General features: G+C 64.2%; 16 protein-coding genes and 1 tRNA gene. 3 read left to right on the top strand and 14 right to left on the bottom strand.

Annotated features, from left to right (window positions below; genetic code table 11):
• Window positions 1-7: 7 nt before the first annotated feature.
• The 7 genes from K3165_RS08200 to K3165_RS08170 form a co-directional block, all read right to left on the bottom strand.
• Window positions 8-934 carry an alpha/beta hydrolase gene (locus tag K3165_RS08200; RefSeq protein WP_221548250.1) on the bottom strand — a complete coding sequence of 309 codons (927 nt, stop codon included), beginning with the start codon at window positions 932-934 and terminating at the stop codon, window positions 8-10.
• The gene (locus K3165_RS08195; protein ID WP_221548249.1) at window positions 931-2,046 is read right to left on the bottom strand and encodes a phosphatase domain-containing protein; all 1,116 of its coding nucleotides are present in this window, start codon (window positions 2,044-2,046) and stop codon (window positions 931-933) included. Before K3165_RS08195 ends, K3165_RS08200 begins: the two co-directional genes overlap by 4 nt.
• A gap of 57 nt (window positions 2,047-2,103) precedes the next feature.
• Window positions 2,104-4,233, bottom strand: coding sequence for a PAS domain-containing protein (locus K3165_RS08190; protein ID WP_221548248.1), 2,130 nt, complete (start codon window positions 4,231-4,233; stop codon window positions 2,104-2,106).
• 106 nt (window positions 4,234-4,339) lie between these two features.
• Window positions 4,340-4,792: a DUF2141 domain-containing protein gene (locus tag K3165_RS08185; protein WP_221548247.1), complete on the bottom strand. Its 453-nt coding sequence runs from the start codon at window positions 4,790-4,792 to the stop codon at window positions 4,340-4,342.
• A complete protein-coding gene (locus tag K3165_RS08180; RefSeq protein WP_221548246.1) occupies window positions 4,789-5,505 on the bottom strand; it encodes a sterol desaturase family protein in 717 nt (238 codons plus the stop codon). Before K3165_RS08180 ends, K3165_RS08185 begins: the two co-directional genes overlap by 4 nt.
• A 51-nt stretch (window positions 5,506-5,556) precedes the next feature.
• Window positions 5,557-6,042 (bottom strand): MmcB family DNA repair protein, encoded by a 486-nt coding sequence (locus K3165_RS08175; RefSeq protein WP_221548245.1) that lies wholly within the window; start codon window positions 6,040-6,042, stop codon window positions 5,557-5,559.
• A 50-nt stretch (window positions 6,043-6,092) separates the two neighbouring features.
• A complete protein-coding gene (locus K3165_RS08170) occupies window positions 6,093-6,491 on the bottom strand; it encodes a hypothetical protein (protein WP_221548244.1) in 399 nt (132 codons plus the stop codon).
• Window positions 6,492-6,618: 127 nt separating this feature from the next.
• On the opposite strand from K3165_RS08170, the gene K3165_RS08165 reads away from it, so the two are divergent.
• Window positions 6,619-6,695: transfer RNA gene (locus tag K3165_RS08165), tRNA-Arg, on the top strand.
• 69 nt (window positions 6,696-6,764) lie between these two features.
• Here K3165_RS08165 and K3165_RS08160 read toward each other — a convergent pair.
• Entirely contained in the window at window positions 6,765-7,979 is a 1,215-nt protein-coding gene (locus K3165_RS08160) for a polysaccharide pyruvyl transferase family protein (protein ID WP_221548243.1), read from the bottom strand.
• A gap of 287 nt (window positions 7,980-8,266) precedes the next feature.
• Window positions 8,267-9,109 carry a sulfotransferase family protein gene (locus K3165_RS08155; RefSeq protein ID WP_221548242.1) on the bottom strand — a complete coding sequence of 281 codons (843 nt, stop codon included), beginning with the start codon at window positions 9,107-9,109 and terminating at the stop codon, window positions 8,267-8,269.
• 280 nt (window positions 9,110-9,389) lie between these two features.
• Here K3165_RS08155 and K3165_RS08150 point away from each other — a divergent pair, with 280 nt between their 5' ends.
• Entirely contained in the window at window positions 9,390-10,421 is a 1,032-nt protein-coding gene (locus K3165_RS08150; protein WP_221548241.1) for an acylglycerol kinase family protein, read from the top strand.
• Window positions 10,418-11,314: a hypothetical protein gene (locus tag K3165_RS08145; RefSeq protein ID WP_221548240.1), complete on the top strand. Its 897-nt coding sequence runs from the start codon at window positions 10,418-10,420 to the stop codon at window positions 11,312-11,314. The genes K3165_RS08150 and K3165_RS08145 overlap by 4 nt, the downstream gene beginning before the upstream one ends.
• Here the strand turns inward: K3165_RS08145 and K3165_RS08140 are convergent.
• The 5 genes from K3165_RS08140 to K3165_RS08120 all read right to left on the bottom strand — a co-directional run bounded on the left by K3165_RS08140 (window position 11,305) and on the right by K3165_RS08120 (window position 16,016).
• Window positions 11,305-11,802, bottom strand: coding sequence for a DUF2141 domain-containing protein (locus tag K3165_RS08140; RefSeq protein WP_221548239.1), 498 nt, complete (start codon window positions 11,800-11,802; stop codon window positions 11,305-11,307). The two genes, K3165_RS08145 and K3165_RS08140, sit on opposite strands and share 10 nt — an antisense overlap.
• A gap of 124 nt (window positions 11,803-11,926) precedes the next feature.
• Window positions 11,927-13,594, bottom strand: a complete 1,668-nt coding sequence (locus K3165_RS08135; RefSeq protein ID WP_221548238.1) for an ABC transporter ATP-binding protein — start codon at window positions 13,592-13,594, stop codon at window positions 11,927-11,929.
• Window positions 13,595-13,635: 41 nt separating this feature from the next.
• Window positions 13,636-15,525 (bottom strand): asparagine synthase-related protein, encoded by a 1,890-nt coding sequence (locus tag K3165_RS08130; protein ID WP_221548237.1) that lies wholly within the window; start codon window positions 15,523-15,525, stop codon window positions 13,636-13,638.
• A gap of 26 nt (window positions 15,526-15,551) precedes the next feature.
• Window positions 15,552-15,689 (bottom strand): hypothetical protein, encoded by a 138-nt coding sequence (locus tag K3165_RS08125; protein ID WP_221548236.1) that lies wholly within the window; start codon window positions 15,687-15,689, stop codon window positions 15,552-15,554.
• Between the two features lie 45 nt (window positions 15,690-15,734).
• Window positions 15,735-16,016, bottom strand: coding sequence for a PqqD family protein (locus K3165_RS08120; RefSeq protein ID WP_221548235.1), 282 nt, complete (start codon window positions 16,014-16,016; stop codon window positions 15,735-15,737).
• Window positions 16,017-16,105: the final 89 nt, after the last annotated feature.

The raw sequence follows: 16,105 nt of genomic DNA, 5'->3' as shown, positions 1-16,105 counted from the left end.
GGCGAGCCTAAGGGGTTTGCGGCTGAACCGGAACTGAAACCTTTGCCGCCTCGCGCATGAAGGCGAGCACGCGGTTGTGCACCTGCGGGTCGCGGCGCCACGGATTGGCGAGGCCCAGCAGCGGGGCATTGTGGTCGCCTTCGGGGAGGAAGAGCGTATCCGCGCGCCCTCCGGCCCCGCTTACCGCCTTCGCCAGCGCGCGCGAATTGCGCGGTTTCACCAGCGTATCTGCCTCGCCATGGACGAGCAGCATGGGCGGTGCATCGGCGCGCGCGTGATTGACCGGCTGGCTTTCCGCACCCGCCCCTGCCGTGCCGAAAGCAGCCTCGGTCGAAGGCGAATCATACGGGTAGAAATCGTAAGGCCCGGCAAGCCCGATCACGCCGCGAAGAGCGCCTTGCGGAACGCCCTCCTCCTCGAGCCAGCGCCTTTCGAGCGCGACCTGCGCGACATTGTAGGCGCCGGCCGAATGCCCGCCGAGGAAGATACGCTGCGGATCGCCGCCATGCTCTGCGATATTGGCATGAACCCAGCCTACGACTGCCGAGGTGTCTTCCAGCATCGCGGGGTAGCGGCCCGCTTCGCCAAGCCGGTATCCGCCGAGCACGACGACGAAGCCCTCTTCTGCAAAGCTGCGTGCGGCAAAGCCGTAGTGCTGCGGGTCGCCATGCGCCCAGCTGCCGCCGTGGAAGAAAACGAGGACCGGCAAGGCTTCTGCGGCATTTTCCCCGCGATAGACAAGCAGGCGTTGCTGCCGGTGCGGGCCGGTGCTGGCTTCCACGACCTGCTCGACCGAGGTCGAGGGGCCGGCAATGCGGTCGACCGTATCGAGCACGGCATGGGGGTTCTGCCGCAGGGCATAGGACAGCCCTCCGTATCCCACGAGTGCAATGATGATGAGCGAACCTGCGATCCACATGAGCCTGGCCTTCAAACCGTTTCTTCCTTGCTGGCATCCTGGGCATGACCGACGGATTTCACGATCGCTTCGGCATCCTCGTCATCGAGCAGTCCGATCGACCTCAGGAACTTGCGCCCCTCTTCATAGCCCTCGCCCAGCCACAGTGGAATATTGGCTGCCTTGAGCGCTGCCTTGGCGGCGACTTCTTCGGGGCTCATCGCCTCGCCCACCTTGCGGATGAACACTGCTCGCACGCGGTCCGGGTTGTCGATCGCGATGGCGGAGAATGCTGTCAGGTCGCCCTGTGAATCGTCGCCTAGCAGCGCGAACTTGATGTCCGGATAGGTCGCGAGGATCCCCTCGATCGCCGCGCGCTTGTGCGCCCCGTGGCTCGACGAACCGAAGGTCTCGCGGTTCAGCCCCCAGTCGCGCAACTGGATCGGGCCGAGCGGAAGCCCGCGCCCGCGCATGTAGCTGACGAGGTAGGAGAACAGGTTCCATGGGCTCGATGACACGTAGAAGAAGGGGCGGCGTGGTGCGGGCAAATGTTCGCCAGCATGACCCTTGCCCTCGGGCAGGCCCTCGTTCCCGCCCAGCGCATTGTAGAACATGTCCGCGCCAGGCACGAGGATGCGCTCTTCGGGCATTTCCATCAGCACACGGCGCCAGTTGCGCAGGACCGCGCGAAAATCGCCGGTGATGCCGGTCTCGATGATCGTGTCGTCGATGTCCGAAATCATCGCGAGGCCGGTATCGCGTCCCGGTGCGAGAACGTGGCCGTCGGCGCATTGCTTGCCCCGGCCATTCTCCCAGTGGAAGGTGACCGTTTCCCACTCGGGGTGTTCGCCATAGGGCCAGTCCCCTTCGAGCGGGATGTCGAAATGCGCGAAGCCTTCCTTGTCGGTCAGGCCCTGGTGGCGACGCGTTTCGCCCGATGGCGAGACGATCTCCAATTCGACCGGCAGTTCCTTGACCTCGTGGCTCGCGAACTGGCCCATCATCGTGCGCATGGCACGCCACTTGCCGCGCTTTTCGAAATTGCCGACGCGAGAGCGCAGCGCCCGGGCAGTGATGAACAATCGCTCGCGATTGCGGTATCCGAAATAGGGCTGGATACGGACGGGCGCGGTGCTGAAAAACGGCATGGGCCCGGTCGCTAGCGCGCCGGGCCCTGCTTACTCAAGATATTTATCCTGAAGGGGTTACTTGGAAAGCAGCTTGCGCGCGGCACTGCCGATCAGCGCCTGCTCTTCTGGCACTTCGCCAAGAACGGTGAGTTCGCCATTCGGACCGCGCCGGACCATGACGAGCGCGAATTCCGGACCGCGGACCGACAGGTCGTACAGCGTGCGTCCTTCGAGTTCGCGCAGGCGGCCCGCGAGTGCGTCGATGCTTTCCGAAGCATCCTGCGTTACCGCCGGATTGCCCTCGTCGCGCAGGTAGTTCGCAAGATCGTAGGCGAGGCGGACAGCCTCGTAGAGCGCCTTGCGGGTTTCCGCGTCGTCTGCCGCTTCCGAGTTTGCGAGATGGTTCGCGACTGCGAGGCTGTCTTCCAGTTCGCTCGCGGTGATCGGAGCGGGAGCTGCTGCTTCGACCGGTTCCCCGGCTTCGACTGCCTCTTCTGCGACCGCCGAGAAATCGGGCTCGGCATAGACTTCGGCCACCGCTTCGACTTCGAAGTCCGCTTCAGCTTCCGCCTCGGGTTCGGCCACGACATCCGCCTCGGCCAGTTCGAGGACGTCGTCCTCGATCGCTTCAGGGGCGTCCTCTTCGAAGGTTTCGACAGGCTCGGGAGCTTCGAGCACGATTTCCGGCTCGTCCTGGACCGCCTCTTCCTCGACCACGTCCTGAACTTCGGGAGCCTCGAGCACGATTTCGGGTTCTGGTTCCACGTCCACGACGGGCTCGTCCTGCGCTTCGGCTTCGAGCTCTTCGGGCACGATCTCGTCGACCAGCTCGAGCGGCTCTTCGTCGAATGCTTCATCGTGCTCGACCTCGGCATAGGCTTCGACCGGCTCGACAGCTTCCAGAACTTCGGGCTCTTCCGGCTCTTCCTCGAAAGCCACCTCTTCGGCGGCAACGAGTTCATCTTCCGGCTGCTCGACGGCAGGCTCTTCAACCGCTTCGGGTTCCTCGGCGGCGAATTCCTCGACCGCTTCGGCTTCCGGTTCTTCCGCGAACTCGACCGGCTCGGCGAAATCCACCGTTTCTTCGGCCGGATCGTCGCTCGTTTCCTCAGCTGCGAAATAGGTCGCGTCGATTTCGCCGCGCTCCTCCGCTTCCGGAGCGTCTTCCTGATCGCCGGCAGCCTGCTCGTTCCCATGCAGGTCGAGCGATTTCTTTACACGCGCCTGCGGGTTCACGAGCGAGAGCAGGCGGCTGTTGAGATCAATATCGGCGAGCGGGTTGATCACCTCGTCGACGTCGTCATCTTCATATTCGTCCTCGTCCCATTCGGGCAGGCCGTAATCGGCTGCCGTCATCGGACCGCTGTAACCCTGCTCGGGTTCGTCTTCGCCTTCGTCAGCGGGTGCACCGCCGATCGGATTGCCGAGGGCATCGACCGCGCGGCCTTTGCCGCCCAGCGAGGGCGCCGGTGCGGGCCCTGCTTCGACTTCTTCGAAGGCAACCGGCTCGATTACCGGCTCTTCGATGATCGGATCGGGATCGGAGAGCTGGAGCGGATTGCGCTTGCGCAGCGGCGTCGGGTTCGGCGCCTGCGACAGCTGCTGGTTGGCCGTGTCGAGTGCCTCGTCGATCTGCTGCATGAGCGCGTCAGCCGTTCCGGCGTCGGCGACCTCTTTCCAGTTGATGACGGCGTAGACGAAATCGATCGTGTCGCTGTCGCTCGAATAGGGCAGCAGGATGCCGCGATAGAGTACAGTTGCACCCTTGGCGTTGACGAATTCGGCTTCGAAACCGGTCGGTGCCTGTTCGGCGAGGATCTTGAGGTAATTGTCGGCGACCTGACTCAGCAGCGAGGCTTCGGGAACCTCGTTCAGTTCCTCGATGGCCTCGTAAAGGCCGCATTCCTTGCTCAGCGCATCGCCGATGAACTGGATCGTCGGCGTGCTGCTGCCGGTCGAGAAATCGAGCAGGACAGAGTGCGGGCCGAAATCGCCGAGGAATTCGGGCTCGAGATCCTCGATCAGCGGAAAGCGCTTGTTACCCAGCAGGCTCGCCCAGTGGTTGTAGGCGCGCACCTGCATGCGACGCTCGTCCTGGCCAACCGGAGAGGGAGGGGGATTCGAGGTCGCGCTCTCATCATCGACGAAATCGTCGAAGTGATCGTGACCGTCGAACGAATCGAATGCGCCGCCAAGCCTGTCCATAGGTGCAATAGCCCTTGCAAATGCGAGTTTATGTATCCTCGCAGGCTATGGCCCGAGTGTAGTAAAATTAGCGTTAAGGTTACCTGCCGGGCGAGCGGCGGGCGCCCTAGAGCATGTAGCGCATGCGGATCGTCAGGGCCTTGTCTTCCTCGCCCAGTTCGAAAACCGCATCGGAGAATTTGGGCGGCCCCATGCGCACCTTTGCGTCGCGAGAGAAGCCGAAACCTTCCTTGGGCATCATGCCCAGCGCGCGGTCGGCCTTGCCGTTGTCGTTCTCGTCATGCAGCAGCGCGATCGCATAGTGTCCGGGCTTCACGCCCTCGAACGTCAGCGTGACCGAACCCTCGTGCGCGGCGACCTTGGCGGCATGGGCGCCGGCAATGCCCCGGCACTTGGGAAAGCTCTTTTCCTGCGTCGTCATGCAGGCGCGAATCACGCCCTTGGCATTGCGCAGCTCGGTGATCGTGACGGTAACGCTGGCGCCATCGGTCTCGGCCGCCGGAGGCGCGCCCGCGCCAAGCGCGAGTGCTGCGAGCGGGAGGGCGAACAGGCGGGTCATGCGTTGGGGCTCAGCCCCTTGTCGGTCCCGCAAAGCCGATCCCAGAAGCGGAAATAGAGGCCGTAATTGCATCGATACTCTTCATGATGTCGCTGGTGATGGCTGGCGGTTATCAGCCATCCCCCTAACCTCGAGTGAACCATGCGCCGCGGAAACATTTCCCAGCCCATGTGGTTGGTGACGCCCATCACGGTCATCACCAGCAGCACGATGCCGAGCATGGCGACATGGATCGGCACCAGGAACACCAGCGTGGGGATTACCACGGCGCCGGTTATCGCTTCCCACGGGTGGAAGCTCATCGCTGCCCATGCGGTCGGCGGGCGGCTGGCGTGATGGACGGCGTGCATGGTGCGGAACCATGCCGGGCGGTGCATCAGCCGGTGGGTCCAGTAGAACCACGTGTCGTGCAGCGCGAGATAGATCAGCGGGGCCACGGCCAGGTACCACAGCGGCATCGCGTCCCACTCGGTATAGATGCGGGTCCAGCCATGCTCCTGCCAACCCCATGCTATGACGCCTGCGGGGATGCCGTAAATCGCGGCCGAAGCGAGCGACCAGCCGATCTCCTTCCTGATCTGCGGGCCCAGCTTTGCATGATAGCCGGGCAGCTTCCGGTTGGTCACCAGTGCGAAGATCCCGCTCGAGGCGAGATAGCGCAAGGCGACGATCGCGGTCATCGCTAGGGCGGAAAGGATGATGGCGGTCCACATGGCTCAGCCCGGTCTATGGCGCATGGACGAGCCGGATGACAGTGCGAAAGCCTATTCGGTGTTGCCCCATGGCGCGCAGTGTGGATCGCCGGCTACGGTTGCGCGGCGCATGGCCGCACGGGCGAGGCGTTCGACCTCGGTCTTGCGGCGCGCGGCGGCCAGCGGCTGGAGCGGCGCAGGCCGCACGATTTCCCCGTCATAGCCGTCTGCCACCACGATCCCGCAGCAATCTGGGCGATAGTCGTCGTGATCGAGCACGCCGCGATCGAGGTGCGGCGGCAGGCCCCAGTAGAACCGGTCGCAGAAATCGAGATAGTCGGGCCACTTGCCATCACCCAGCAGGTCGCCTCGCTGGACCTTGACCTCGACGATGATCACGCGGCCCTTGGGATCGACACCCATCAGATCGGCGCGCCTGCCGTTGCGAAGCGGCATTTCGGGCAGCAGCCAGACGTCGTTGCGCGCGAACAGGCGCTGGATGCCGCGGCACACGCCAAGGGCGTCGCTCGCGGGTTCGATGACAGGTGAATCGCTCATGGCGACTGATTGGAACAGAATGGGAACGCGGTCAAGCCGCGAAGCGAGTGTCAGGCCTCGCTTGCGAGTGCGGCAATCGCGTCGCGCGCCTTATGGAATTCGCGCCACAGGGTGAGCGCGGCGCTGGTCGTATCCTGGCCCTTGTCGGTCATTGCGAGAAGCGCGCGCAGGCCAGGCTGCATGACCGCTGCCAGGTCGTCGATCCCGCGTGCGACCAGCTCGTATTGCGCTCCGCCGGCCTCGCTAGCCCTTTGCGGGAGGTCGCGCAGACCTTCGTCGAGTTCTTCGGGGCCGAGCTGCGCGAGTGTCGCAACTGCCGAAGCTGCCTCGTGCACCGCATCCCACTTTGCGGCAACCTGCGCGGGCGTAAGCACCGCATCGCTGCGCTCGCCGCGCGGCGGGAGCATGGTGGCATGCGAAAGGTCGAATTCGTGCGACATTGAGCTCATGGGGGATGAAGCTACGCAAGGCCGATTGCTAAAATCCTAATGAGCCGGTTACCGTGGTTGAAATGGGCGGGGGCCGATTTCACTGGCGAGCAGCCGCCCGCCTTGCTAAGCGCCCGCGCCACGGCATGCACCCGTAGCTCAGCTGGATAGAGCGCTGCCCTCCGAAGGCAGAGGCCACAGGTTCGAATCCTGTCGGGTGCGCCAATTTCTCCATGCATTCACGCTCTGTCGCCATCGGTCAGGCGCAGCGGAAGTCGAACTTCCGGAAATGCGTCACGCCTGGAGCGCTTCGACCGCCTGCTTCACGACGTCGCCCTGCATCTTTTCGAGGCACTCGAGAATGCGCCGGGATTCGCTTTCATGGTTCGCGCTCATCTGCTCGATCTTTTCGAGGATGCGGCCGACGCCGGGCTCCCTGATGTCGAACAGGTAATCCTGCTGCCGGAAATGGGCGGCAAGGTCGGAATACTTGCTCGCCCATCCGAGGATGATCGCCGGAACGCCGCTGCGATAGGCGAACACGACCGAATGATATCGCGAGGCGACGACGTATTTGAACCTAGCGATGATGTCGATCAGCTCGGGACTGGCGTACTCGCCCCGGATCACTTCCACGCGGTCCCTGTTACGGGTTTTTTTCAGGACTTCCTCGACCGGCTCGATATCGGCGGTGGAGGTCGTCAGGACGCAGACTTTCTCCCCGTCGTCGACGAGCTTGTCGAGCATCTGGGCATAGAGGTCGAGCACCGCATCGGGCTCGCCGATCCGGAAGACGTTCTCGTTGATGATGAAGCCGACGGAATCGGGCGCGGGATAGCTGACCTCCCGCGCTTCGCCCGGCGCATAGATGTCGCTGGCACTCGGGAAGAACTTTTCCCTGATGACGAGGTCCGTCGACAGCTCGACATTGTCGAGGCCGAGCGCGGTGAGGCAGTCATACCCCTCCTGCTCGCGCGCGAATATCTTTGTGCAGTAGCTCAGATCTTCCCTGACCTGCTTGAGGAATTCCTCGCTGCCTTCCTCGTCCCAGTCGAAGGGGCCGAAGCTTTGCGGCATCAGCACGATCGGCTTGCCGTAGCGCTTCGCCAGCTCGATCGTCTGCAGCAGGAGGCCGCCGCCCGCCATGCTCCACCCCGAACCGAGCGTATAGCCGCTTGCATCGAAGATGGCGTCCGCTTCCTCCAGCGCCTTTTCCATCTCGGCGATCTTGCCGTCCCACTTGTCGCTCTTCTTCCACTGGCTGGCGAGCGACGTCAGCACGGGCGCAAGGAAGGGCACCTCGTTAAGCCGGTATTTGAAAACCTTGCGGGTGTAGTCGTCATAGGGAAGCAGCTTGAAGCTGTACTGTTCCGAGGTGTCGTACTTGTTCGAAAAGCCGACGATCTCGCTGTCGGGATAGATCGATTTGAGCGCGTAGTAGAGCGAGAGAAACATGGCCTGCGAGCCTTTGTTTCGCATCTGTATTCCGGTGATGATGAACTTCTTCATCAGACTGCGTCGCCCCCGCTCATGTCTGCGCTTTTGCCCAGAAGAACCGAAATACCGCTCACTCCTCTTCGGCACCGACGAGGCCGCCGGCGTCACAATCGACGAGGCGGCTGTCGTCTCAATTGCTGCATTCCTGCATGCCGAATTACCAGTCCGTGCCCGAGGCCGCAGCTTCAATAGGGGATTACCACATTATCGACCGGGTTTGACGAGGAATAGGAATCCGCAACATGCCTTTGGGGGCTGCTAACCGGCTGGTATAAGGCCGGTTTGGAGCTCGCGGGTGTCTAGCGTCCCGACCTTTCCGAAGGTCCGTACCAGTGACCCAGAGACTGCCCGCTCATCTTCTCCAGCGCCTCGATCGAGGGCGCGTAATAGTCGTTCAGGCGCTGGCGCAAATCGTCCGTCAGAGGCGGGTATTCGGAATTGCGGACGAACAGCCCGCGAGCGGCCTCGAAGGCCGGATTTCCGCGCAGGGGACGCACGATCGGCTTGAGCCACGCAAGGCGCTTGCGCATGTGGGGCGGGATACGCGGGTCGGTCTTGTCCTTGACCTTTTGCCGCGCATCCTCCTCCAGTTCGAGCGGCGGCAGCCCAAGGTGTGCGCGGACCTGCCGGATCTGGCCGTCAGGGTCATCGGCGACACCTTCGAAAAAGGTGATCAGGAGTTTATCGCGCCCGAAAAGATCGATGAATGCCTGAAGGTGGGAAGCGAAATTGCCCGAGCCGAGGAGCCTTTCGTCGGGGTTTCCGGCAGGATCGAGATGCGTCTCGATATCCGCCCCGATCTCGCCGCGCCGGTATAGCATGCAGTAGCCCGAATAGGCCCGCGCGACCGGGTTCCGCAGCTGGGCGACCAGCTTCACGTGCGGCAGGTCGCGGTGCAGGCGCTCTGCCGCCTGCGGTTCGTAGAGGTAGGAATTGGATTTCTCGCCGACCGTCTTGCCAAGCCCCTCGTCGCTGAATTGCGAAAGGTACCATTCCGCACCACGATCGTATTCGCGGGAGAAATAGTGCAGCTCGGGATCGGGCATGTAGACGGCGGGATCCGACTGGAGACGCCTTTGCAGCCAGGTAGTGGCCGATTTGGCGGCTCCGATAATGACGAAATCTATGTCGTCGAACTGCATTGGGCGGCGGGTACTCCGGTTGGGTGACGTGGGTTGGGGCGAATAGTCGATCGTGCCTCGCAAATGCGAAGCGGAACCTTATCTTGGGAAATTGAAATACCAGCCGTCGCGAGCTGCCGCAGCTACGATACCGGATTACCACATTATCGCCGCCCGTCAGGAGCATGACCGGAAGCGCCCGGGCCGCCTCTTGCTGAGGGGAGCAACCACTTCTGTGGGAAATACTCGCGGCACTCGCCAAACTGCTGCAAATTGCCTAGACCCCGCGCCGAGAGAAAACATGGAGCGCAAGATCTACCAATTCGACGATCTCCCGACGCAAGCGGAAATTGCGGCGGCGCGCCATGCGGATGACGGTACGCAGGCGCAGCGTATCGGCGTGATCTTCAGTGCGCGCAGCCATCACAACAAGGGTCGCGAGCCCGATTTTGGCAACCGCTCGAACGTTACGATTGCGCGCCCCTCGACCCGCAAGGAGCTGGCCGATGCGCTGGTCGGTTTCGCGCGTGACGGGATCGGATTCCTCGTTATCAGCGGCGGCGACGGCACGGTGCGCGATGTGCTTACCATGGGGCAGGCCGTATTCGGCGACAGCTGGCCCGAACTCGCTGTCCTTCCGCGCGGCAAGACCAATGCGCTCAACGTCGATCTGGGCAGCCCGCGCGACTGGTCGCTCGCCCAGGCGATCGCCGCTTTCGAGGATCGCGCAGGCGGCCGCCGGATCATGCGTCGCCCGCTGACTATCGCCAAGGTCGGCGACGACAACCCGCCCATGCTCGGTTTCATCTTCGGCGCGGGCGCGTTCACGCTTGGGGTCGATGCCGGGCAGGATGCGCATAAGGCGGGCTTCTTCAACTCGCTCGCCGTCGGCGTGACGAGCGCCTGGGGTGTGGTCCAGTCGCTGCTCGGAAGCGACAGCAATGTCTGGCGCCGCGGCACGCGGATGGAGCTGGAATATCTGCCCTCGGGCGATCCGATGCCGCACTCGCGTCACGGCAATCCTTCGCTTCGCAACCTGATCCTCGCTTCGACGCTCAAGATGATGCCGCTCGACATCAAGCTGTTCGGCAAGGGGCAGGACGGGATCAGGCTGCTGGTGCTCGATCATCCGCGCCGACGGATCATGTTCTCGGTTCCCGCGATCCTCGCTGGCTGGCATCCGCGCTGGCTGGCCGATGCGGGCCTGCATCACCTTTCGGCCGAGGGCTTTGCCATCACGCTGGATTCGCAGTTCATCCTCGACGGCGAACATTTCCCCGCGGGCAGCTACCGGGTCGAACAGGGCCCCGAACTGACCTTCGTTACCGGGTGACCGACACGCTGGAAAAACGGATCGCGCAATCGCTGGAGCGCGAGGTGCGGGGCGAAGTCGCGGCCTATGCCCGGATGCTGGGCGAGGAGGCCGGGGCGGACGCGGTGCTGTTCTACGGCTCCAATCTCAGGACCGGCTCGCTCGAAGGGGTGCTCGATTTCTACATCCTCTTGCCAGGCCCGCAGCAGGAGCGTGTCTGGCCAAAGGTCAGCTACCGCGAATGGGAGCATGGCGGGGAAATCCTGCGCGCCAAGATCGCCACCATGAGCCTCGACAAGTTTGCCGAAGCCGCACGGGGCGATAGCCGCGATACGACGATCTGGACGCGCTTCGTGCAGCCGAGCGCGCTGATCTGGAGCAAGAGCGAGGGCACGCGCGAAAAGGTTTCGGACGCAATTGCGCAGGCGGCTCGGACCGCAGCGCGGTTTGCGGCGGCGCTAGGCCCCGAAAGCGGCACACCCGACGATTACTGGCGCGCGCTCTTCCAGGCGACCTATCGGGCCGAATTCCGGGTCGAAAACCCGGGGCGCGAAAATTCTATCCTGTCGGTCAATGAGGACCATTTCGAAGGCTTGCTGCCGCTCGCATGGGAAGCGGACGGCATCGCTTATACGCGCGATGGCGCGATGCTTAACCCCTCACTGGAGGATGGCAGGCGGGCATTGATCCTGAAGAGCTGGTCGGCACGCGAACGGCTGGGCAAGCCGCTCAATATCCTGCGGCTGGCCAAGGCCACCACGACCTTCGAGGGCGCGGCGCGCTACGGCGCGTGGAAGCTGGAACGCCACACCGGCATCAGGCTGGAAGTGACGCCTTTCCGCGAAAAGCACCCGCTGCTTGCGATGCCCGGAGCGGCGTGGGAGCTGTGGCGCGCGAGGCGCCGTCAGCGGTAGCGCATGCGGATCGAGATTTTCTCGACCCTGTCGCCCACATCGAAACCGACCTTCTTGTAGCTCGGCCTGCCGAGGTTGAAGATGTTGATGCTGGGATCGTTCGACATGGCGCCGCCATCGCCGAAGATGTCGGTCTCGCCATCACCATCGAGATCGTGGCGTACGGCAATGCCGTAATGGCCTGCGCCGGGCAGGGGCATGCAGAAGCGCATCGAGCCGGCCTTGGCCGGGGCTTCCATGCGATAGATCCAGCGGCCCTTCTTCAGCCAGTCTTCCTTCGTCGCGCGATAGGACTGGACCCGGATGGTGCCCTTGCTTTCCTTGATCTCGTTGATCGTCACCCAGACGCCGGCACCCTTGCCCGCCTCGCAGCGCGACGGGTCGTGCGTGATCTTCTCGCGGTACTGGGCTTCGGCGGGCGTGGCGAGCGCAAGGCCCGTAAGCGCGACAGCCGCGGCACCGGTTACGGCAGCAAGTTTGGTGGTCATGGTCATGGCCCCCTTCAATAAGTGGTCACCGCCTGCGTTCAAGCGCATGGCGGGATGGCGCGATACTGCGCCGATATGCTGCCGGTTATAGGGAAGGGCGCTGAATTGCGGCTGAATTCGCCGTTCAGTCGCTAGCGATGCGGCCCTTGTCGATCCGCACGACCCGGTCCGCGATTTCGGTCAGCAAGCCCCGGTGGGCAATCGCCAGCACGGTGCGCTTGCCGGTCATTTCGTGCAGCGCTGCGGCAATCGCCTGTTCGCTTTCGGAATCGACTGCGCTGGTTGCCTCGTCGAGCACGATGAGGTCCGGATCGCGCATCAGCGCGCGTGCGAGCGCGATACGCTGGCGCTCGCCGCCGGACAGCGCGCGGCCGCCTTCGCCCAGGTCGCAGTCGATTCCCTCGGGCAGCGAGAACACGAACTGTGCGGCGGCTTCCTCGAGCGCCCGCCTCACCTGCGCCTCGTCCGCATCGGGGCACGCCCAGAGCAGGTTCTGGCGCACGGTGCCGGAAAAGAGCAGCGGCTCCTGCTGGACGTAGGCAACCCTTCCCCGCCACGCGCGGCGGCTTGCGGCGTCGAGTTCCGACCCGTCGATGCTGACCGTGCCCGCATCGGGGCCGATCAGGCCCGAGGCGAGGTCGGCCAGCGTGCTCTTGCCCGCTCCCGAGCGGCCGGTCAGCGCGAGCATCGTGCCCGCTTCTATGTCCAGCGAGACTTCCGTCAGAGCAGGGCGGTCCGGACGATGTGCCAGCGAAACGCGGTCGAACGACAGCATGCGCGAAAGGCGCGGTGCAGAGGCGGCCGCCGCGGGCTCTGCGGCGGCTCCGGCCCGCTCGATCATGGTCAGCGCGTCTTCGATGGCAGGGCTGGCGTGGCCCCATCCCTGCATTGCGACCTGCGCCTCGCCAAGAAGGGGAAGGGCGCGCACGAAGATGGCCGCAAGCGGGAGCACGATCGCCAGCGGCAGGCCAAGCCAGGCCAGCGCCAGCCAGGCGAGGCAGGCCGCCACCAGCGCACCGCCGACCTGCAGTGCCGCATGGCCGATGGCGGCATCGCGGACATAGCCGCGCTCTGCTGCGCGCAGGTTTCGCAGGTCCTCGGATAGCGATTGCGCCGCTTCGCGTTCGCGCCCGAAGCTCTTGATGATCCGCATGGCGCCCAGCGTTTCGCCGAGCCGTCCGTGCAGCGCGTCGTAGCTTCGCGACAGGGCATTGCCGAGCGAACGGGCGCGGTGCGTCAGGGGCCGGTAGAGGAGGAGCACGATCGCCCCCGCTGCCCCTCCGGTCAGTGCGGCGGCTGGAGAAACGACCATTGCGGCGGCCACCAGTGCCACCAGCGCGAGCACGAGGCGGACCAGCGTGGTTGCCATTTCAGCCGCATAGCCGGCGCGGTCGATATTGGTGATGATGAGCGCCTCGCTCACCCCGCGCCGCTGCGTCATCGTCCAGCGCCAGTTCGCGCCAAGCAGCGCTGTCACTGCCTGCATCCGAAGGCTGTCGACCAGCCCCGCGCGCAGGTCCTGGGCGACGAGCCGTCTCGCAATCTCGGCCACTGCGCGCACGGCGACCAGCAATACGAAGATCGCGAGCATCGCCGAAAGCGGCACGTCGGGCAGGGTGAGGGGAAGCGGCGTCGCGGGCTCGCTGCCGGAAAATAGGGCGATGATCGGTACCAGCAGCACGAAGCCCAGCCCTTCGCTCGCTGCAGTGATGAGCGACAATATTGCCAGCGCGGCAGCCTGTCGGCGCGATGCGATGGCGAACATGGCTTTCAGGGTCCCGTCGAATGTCACCGCGTCCCTATGGCGCAGCGACGTTGCGGCGCATAGCCCGGTCAGAATTCATTGCGGTTTTCGACATGTCCGATGAAGCGGGCGGCCAGGATCGCGCGCGGCAGTGCGAGGCGGCGCGGAAAGTCGCTCTCCCAGCTGAAGTCGGGAGCCTCTGGCCACTCTTCGACCAGGCGCTTCAGGCGATCGATGTCGAGCGTGTGCCCGAGGAAGTCGTGGTCGCGTGCTCGTTCGAGCAGGTCGAGCATGTCCTGCCGTGCGGGCGTCATGCGCGCATGCCAATCGACATTGTGCTGGCCATGCAGGCGATTGACCCGGATCGCCTCGGGCACGCGCCCCTTGCCCATCAGCCGGGCAAGGCGGCGTTCCTCGCCATCCCATGCGAAAGCTTTCGTCGGCAGCGACATGCAGAATTCGACCAGCGGGCGATAGGTCAGCACATCGCGTTTGCGCACACCGTATAGCTGCTCGAAGGCGAGGTCGACGTCGCGACCTGGCCCGTCGGCATCCCGCCATTCGCGCTCGACCGTTCCCGCGCGGCTGAGGTCGTTGGTGAGGTCGGACCAAGCGCTCTTCGATCCACGAGCGCGGGCTCTTGCGGCCTGTCTTTCCCGCGCTTGTGCAGAAAGCGGCGTGATCAGCGCGGTCATGTCGGTGCGCTCGGGGTGCACGAGGCTGCGTAGATGTTGCCGCAATGCGCGCGGCAGGTGAGGCAACAGGCTCATGGCGGCCAGCTTGCGCCAGAGCGGCCTTGCGTCACCGGGGCGGTTCTTCAGCAGGCGGATCAGCTGCTTCCACTCTCCCGCTCTCGCATATTCGGCATAGGCGCTGCGTCCGGCATCGCTGATCGTCGAATTGCCGAAGTCGGCCGTGAGGAGCGCGTCGCAACCCAGCTCGCGCGCCTTTGCATAGACCTTGTGGTACATGCCGACATTGGCGAGGCCGGGAGCGAAGGTCTCGCTCGCAGCAAAGATATCGCGCGCGCGGCGATCGTGTGGACCGTGGTCGTCGTCGGCAATGTGCCAATCTATCCGGTCATGCGCGCGTGCGAACAGCTGCGCTAGGGGGCGCTCGTCACCCATCGTGCCCGGCGCGCATTCCCCCTGCCAGTTCCGGTCCGGCACGAAAGTGATCGCGTGCAAGTGCCTTACCGCGGGTGAGGCGCGCAGCATGGCGTCGGCGACGAGGGTGGAATCGAGGCCTCCGGATAGCGCGACGGCAGGCCGCGATGCCCAGGCGGCGGCCCGTGAGGCAGCTTCCTCGAGCAAGGTCCGCGCCTTTTCGACCGTTGCGCCTTCGTCATAATCCGCAGGCCGCATCGGCTCTGGTGGTTGGTACCAGCGGGTGACCTGCCGCACGGCGCCCCTGATGCGGACATGGGAGCCCAGCGGAACCATGGAGATTTCGCGGTACCATGACTGTTCGTCGCCGGATCGGAAATCATAGGCCAGTTCATCGACAACCCGATCATAGTCGGGCTCGCGCGGGGCACCGGCTGCGAACAGGGCCCGCAGCAACGGCGATGCGATGATCCGGCCTTCCGCGTGATGATAGTAGAGCGGCGGCGCATCCCATGGTGCGCGCGAAAGGTGCAACGTTCGGTCGGGCAGCAGGGCGGCAGCGGCATAGCTTCCGACAACCCTGCGATCCGCATCCTCGCCCCATTGCGCTAGGCATGCTGCATAAAGCTGTGCGGGATTGTCTGTGGCGGCGCCGGTCAGGTCCGAAAGCTCGGCCGCATTGTCGATCCAGCCGGTGAAGGCTGCCACCGTGCCACCGCTTTCACCCACGTGGTCACGGCTTCCTGCCAGCGCGATCGATGCCGGGCCGGACAGGACGTGCGCCGACTTGCGATCAAACCGTTCCAGCGCCTCGCTCAACGCGTCGAGCGGAGCGTGCCGGTCTCCATGCGCTGCATGCCAGAAGGCAATCATATCGACCTAAGCGCAGATGCGCCGGTTCAGGATCTCTTGTTGTTGTTCGCTTGGTCGAGCGGAATGGGACCCTGGGCGATATCGCGGATCGTGCCGAGACGGACCAGTGCGGGCTTTTCCCACTGCGGCTTGTGGCCTTGTGCGTTGTCGTCAGTCGTCTTCATGTCAGCAATCCTTCTTCGCGCACCCTAACAAACCGTCCGGGAAGGTCAAAGCGGCTTGTGCTGCCCCCGCTCGATCAGGGAGGCGTCCTCGAACTGGCCGAGGAGGCCGGCGACATCGTTTGAAATCACCTGCGGATCGGCTTCGTAGAGCTGGGCCATCTGGCGGGCGATCTCCTCCTCGCTGCGCTGCCCGTCGATGGCCTGCCACACCGCTTTCGCCGTTCCCGTAAGCGAAAACAGCTCGCCCCCCTCGAGGTCCACGATCAGGATCTCGTCATCGACCTGCGTTGCGACGAAATTCCCGGTGCATTTGCGGATGGCGCCCATGTCCACCTCCCTAGCGTTGCCTTTAATGCAATCCAAGCCCGATCGCTCGTGGATAAGCCTGCGCATAAGCTTGTGGAGGTTCGGTGGAG

The sequence above is a fragment of the Qipengyuania xiamenensis genome (assembly GCF_019711495.1).
Lineage (GTDB): Bacteria > Pseudomonadota > Alphaproteobacteria > Sphingomonadales > Sphingomonadaceae > Qipengyuania > Qipengyuania xiamenensis.
Note: the sequence above shows the minus strand (reverse complement) of the source record. Positions and strands in the feature narration are given on the sequence as shown.

Bases quoted from the DNA above. Each gene is read 5' to 3' on its own strand.
- K3165_RS08160 (WP_221548243.1), bottom strand. From the start codon at position 7,979: ATGAAGAAGTTCATCATCACCGGAATACAGATGCGAAACAAAGGCTCG.
- K3165_RS08140 (WP_221548239.1), bottom strand. From the start codon at position 11,802: ATGACCACCAAACTTGCTGCCGTAACCGGTGCCGCGGCTGTCGCGCTT.
- K3165_RS08185 (WP_221548247.1), bottom strand. From the start codon at position 4,792: ATGACCCGCCTGTTCGCCCTCCCGCTCGCAGCACTCGCGCTTGGCGCG.
- K3165_RS08190 (WP_221548248.1), bottom strand. From the start codon at position 4,233: ATGGACAGGCTTGGCGGCGCATTCGATTCGTTCGACGGTCACGATCAC.
- K3165_RS08170 (WP_221548244.1), bottom strand. From the start codon at position 6,491: ATGAGCTCAATGTCGCACGAATTCGACCTTTCGCATGCCACCATGCTC.
- K3165_RS08155 (WP_221548242.1), bottom strand. From the start codon at position 9,109: ATGCAGTTCGACGACATAGATTTCGTCATTATCGGAGCCGCCAAATCG.
- K3165_RS08150 (WP_221548241.1), top strand. From the start codon at position 9,390: ATGGAGCGCAAGATCTACCAATTCGACGATCTCCCGACGCAAGCGGAA.
- K3165_RS08180 (WP_221548246.1), bottom strand. From the start codon at position 5,505: ATGTGGACCGCCATCATCCTTTCCGCCCTAGCGATGACCGCGATCGTC.
- K3165_RS08125 (WP_221548236.1), bottom strand. From the start codon at position 15,689: ATGAAGACGACTGACGACAACGCACAAGGCCACAAGCCGCAGTGGGAA.
- K3165_RS08175 (WP_221548245.1), bottom strand. From the start codon at position 6,042: ATGAGCGATTCACCTGTCATCGAACCCGCGAGCGACGCCCTTGGCGTG.
- K3165_RS08195 (WP_221548249.1), bottom strand. From the start codon at position 2,046: ATGCCGTTTTTCAGCACCGCGCCCGTCCGTATCCAGCCCTATTTCGGA.
- K3165_RS08130 (WP_221548237.1), bottom strand. From the start codon at position 15,525: ATGATTGCCTTCTGGCATGCAGCGCATGGAGACCGGCACGCTCCGCTC.
- K3165_RS08120 (WP_221548235.1), bottom strand. From the start codon at position 16,016: ATGGGCGCCATCCGCAAATGCACCGGGAATTTCGTCGCAACGCAGGTC.